We start from the raw sequence: 2276 nt of genomic DNA on the forward strand, positions 1-2276 counted from the left end.
CCGCAGCCGGAGGGTGCCCAGCCGCAGCCGCAGGCCGCGCCCGCCAACCGCTAGACTTCGATCAGGGCGTAGGGCCGGCCTTCCGCCGCCGCGACCACCCTCTGCGCGCAATTATAGACCGGCGTGCCGCGCGGGGTCGCGCCCTGGTAGCGCCCGCGATGGGCGTGGCCATGGACGACCGCGGCGACATGATCGAAGCGGTCGATCGCGTCGGCGAGCCGTGAGCAGCCGAGGAAGGGATAGATCACCTCCGGCTCGCCTTCGACCGTGTCGATCACCGGGGAATAATGAAGAACCGCGACGCAGCGCTCCGTCTTCAGCGAACGCAGCTGGTTTTCGAGCTTGCGCGCTTCGTCGAGCGCGGCATCGACGAACGCCTTGATCGCGGGCTCGCCGAAGGCGCCGATCTCGCCCCTGCCGAAGCCGCCGAGAAAGCCCTTCACGCCCGCGAAGCCGACGCCTTCGATCTCGACCGCCTGCTCGGCGAGCACAGTCATCCCGGCAGCGTGGAGAATCCGGGCCACTTCCTCGGGCTGGCCGCATTCGTAATCGTGATTGCCGAGCACGCCGACGACCGGAATTGCGCAGTGGCGCAGATCTTCGGCGAGGATCTCGGCCTCGCGGGTCTTGCCGAAATTGGTGAGGTCGCCGCAGAGCGCGAGCACATCGGCCGCCTCGGAAATCTCGGCGAAGAGGTCGCGATAGCGATGCTCGCTCGTCTCGGTGACGTGAAGATCGCCGATCGCCGCGAGCCTCATCGTCTCAGCGCTTTCGCTCATGCTTCTCTTCGATCCCCTTGCCGACCACGTCGGCGAAGCCCCATTCGGCGATGTCGGTGACATAGTCGCGCGGGCTGAGCAGTCGGCCGCGGCAGATCCGCATGCGGGCGGCGGGCATCTCGGCCTGGGCCTGGAGCCGCTCGAGCAATTCGTCGAACAGCCAGCGCGGGATGCGTTCGCGCTCGGTCGGGTAGATGAAGCGGAAGTTGAGGAGGTGGACGAGCAGCACCTCCCAATAGAGCTCCATCGCGTTCAGCAGCTTCCGCCAGTCGATCTCGTCATGCTTCTTGAGGATGACGTGGGCGACGTCGGCGCCGTCGTAGCGATAGCGGTCCTGCAGGAAGAGCTTGGAGAGGATGAACTCGGTCGGCGGCGTGATCCGCACATTGGTGCCGTAGACCTCGACCTCATAGGCCTCGTCGAACCAGTCCTCGGTGATGGGAATCGAGGCGGTGGAAATGTTGTAGATCACGTCGAAGAAATGATCCCCCTTCCAGACCTTGCCGATCCAGCGCTCGTCCTCGATGTCAATCCGGTAGCCGTGCGCCTTGAAGAAGCTCAATATCTTGGGCGCGTCCGAGGGCTTGCAAAAGACGTCGAGATCCTTGGTCGGGCGGACAATGCCCGTGTAGCAGGACAAGGCGTAGGTGCCCGAGAGCAGGAAGGGAAAGCCGGATTCAACGAGCAGGCCGAGGCTCTCGACATAGAAATCGACCGCCTCGGGCGGCGGCTCGAAGACGTTGGCGTCGAGCGTGGGGAGCTGCGTGCTCATGCGAAATCGGAGAACGGGCCGAGGCGCGGAGCGTTCCACCGGCGTAACCGACCGTGTAGCGAGGGCGCGTGACCGGCCTTCCCACCGTGGCGATCTTTCGCTCCCCCGTCTTCAACCGCTCGGAAACCTTCATCCGCGCGCAGGCGGCGAGCCCGACCCGCTATCGGCCGCTGATCGTCGGGCTCGAGGATAAGGGCAACGTCCCGGACGCGCTGGCCGATCGACTCGTGCTCGCCGAAGGGACCTGGCGGCGGCTGACCATCAAGCTGTTCGGACGCTGGGGCGCACTGGCCGAGGAGGTCCGGACCTACGACCCCGCGCTGGTCCATGCCCATTTCGGGCCGGACGGGCTGCTCGCGCTGCCGCTCGCGCGGGCGCTGGGCGTGCCGCTGGTGACGACGCTGCACGGCTACGACATCGGCCGCTCGCCGCGCGACATGCTCCTTTCCGGGCGCCTGTCGTGGCAGCGTTACGCGCTGCGCCGACGACGGCTGATGCGCGAAGGGCGCCTGTTCATCGCGGTCTCGGACGCGCTGCGGGAGCGGGCGCTCGTCCAGGGTTTTCCGGCGGAGCGGACCGTCACCCACCGCATCGGCGTCGACCTCGCCCGCTTCCGCCCAAGCGGCGCGGCGGAGCCGGGGCTGGTCCTCCATGTCGGCCGGCTGGTCGAGAAGAAGGGGACGGCGCTGCTCCTCGAGGCCTTCGCCAAGGCGCGCGCGGCGCGG

General features: G+C 67.4%; 3 protein-coding genes. 1 reads left to right on the forward strand and 2 read right to left on the reverse strand.

Annotated features, from left to right (window positions below; genetic code table 11):
- Positions 1-50: 50 nt before the first annotated feature.
- A complete protein-coding gene (locus tag ACT4N8_RS10995) occupies positions 51-779 on the reverse strand; it encodes a metallophosphoesterase family protein (RefSeq protein WP_444858166.1) in 729 nt (242 codons plus the stop codon).
- Complete coding sequence (locus ACT4N8_RS11000; RefSeq protein ID WP_444858167.1) at positions 763-1551, reverse strand: nucleotidyltransferase family protein; 789 nt, start codon at positions 1549-1551, stop codon at positions 763-765. The genes ACT4N8_RS10995 and ACT4N8_RS11000 overlap by 17 nt, the downstream gene beginning before the upstream one ends.
- 68 nt (positions 1552-1619) lie before the next feature.
- Here ACT4N8_RS11000 and ACT4N8_RS11005 point away from each other — a divergent pair.
- A partial coding sequence (locus ACT4N8_RS11005; protein ID WP_444858168.1) for a glycosyltransferase occupies positions 1620-2276 on the forward strand: 657 nt, incomplete at its 3' end.

It is taken from the genome of Sphingosinicella sp., assembly GCF_052387495.1.
In the GTDB taxonomy this organism is placed as follows: domain Bacteria; phylum Pseudomonadota; class Alphaproteobacteria; order Sphingomonadales; family Sphingomonadaceae; genus Allosphingosinicella.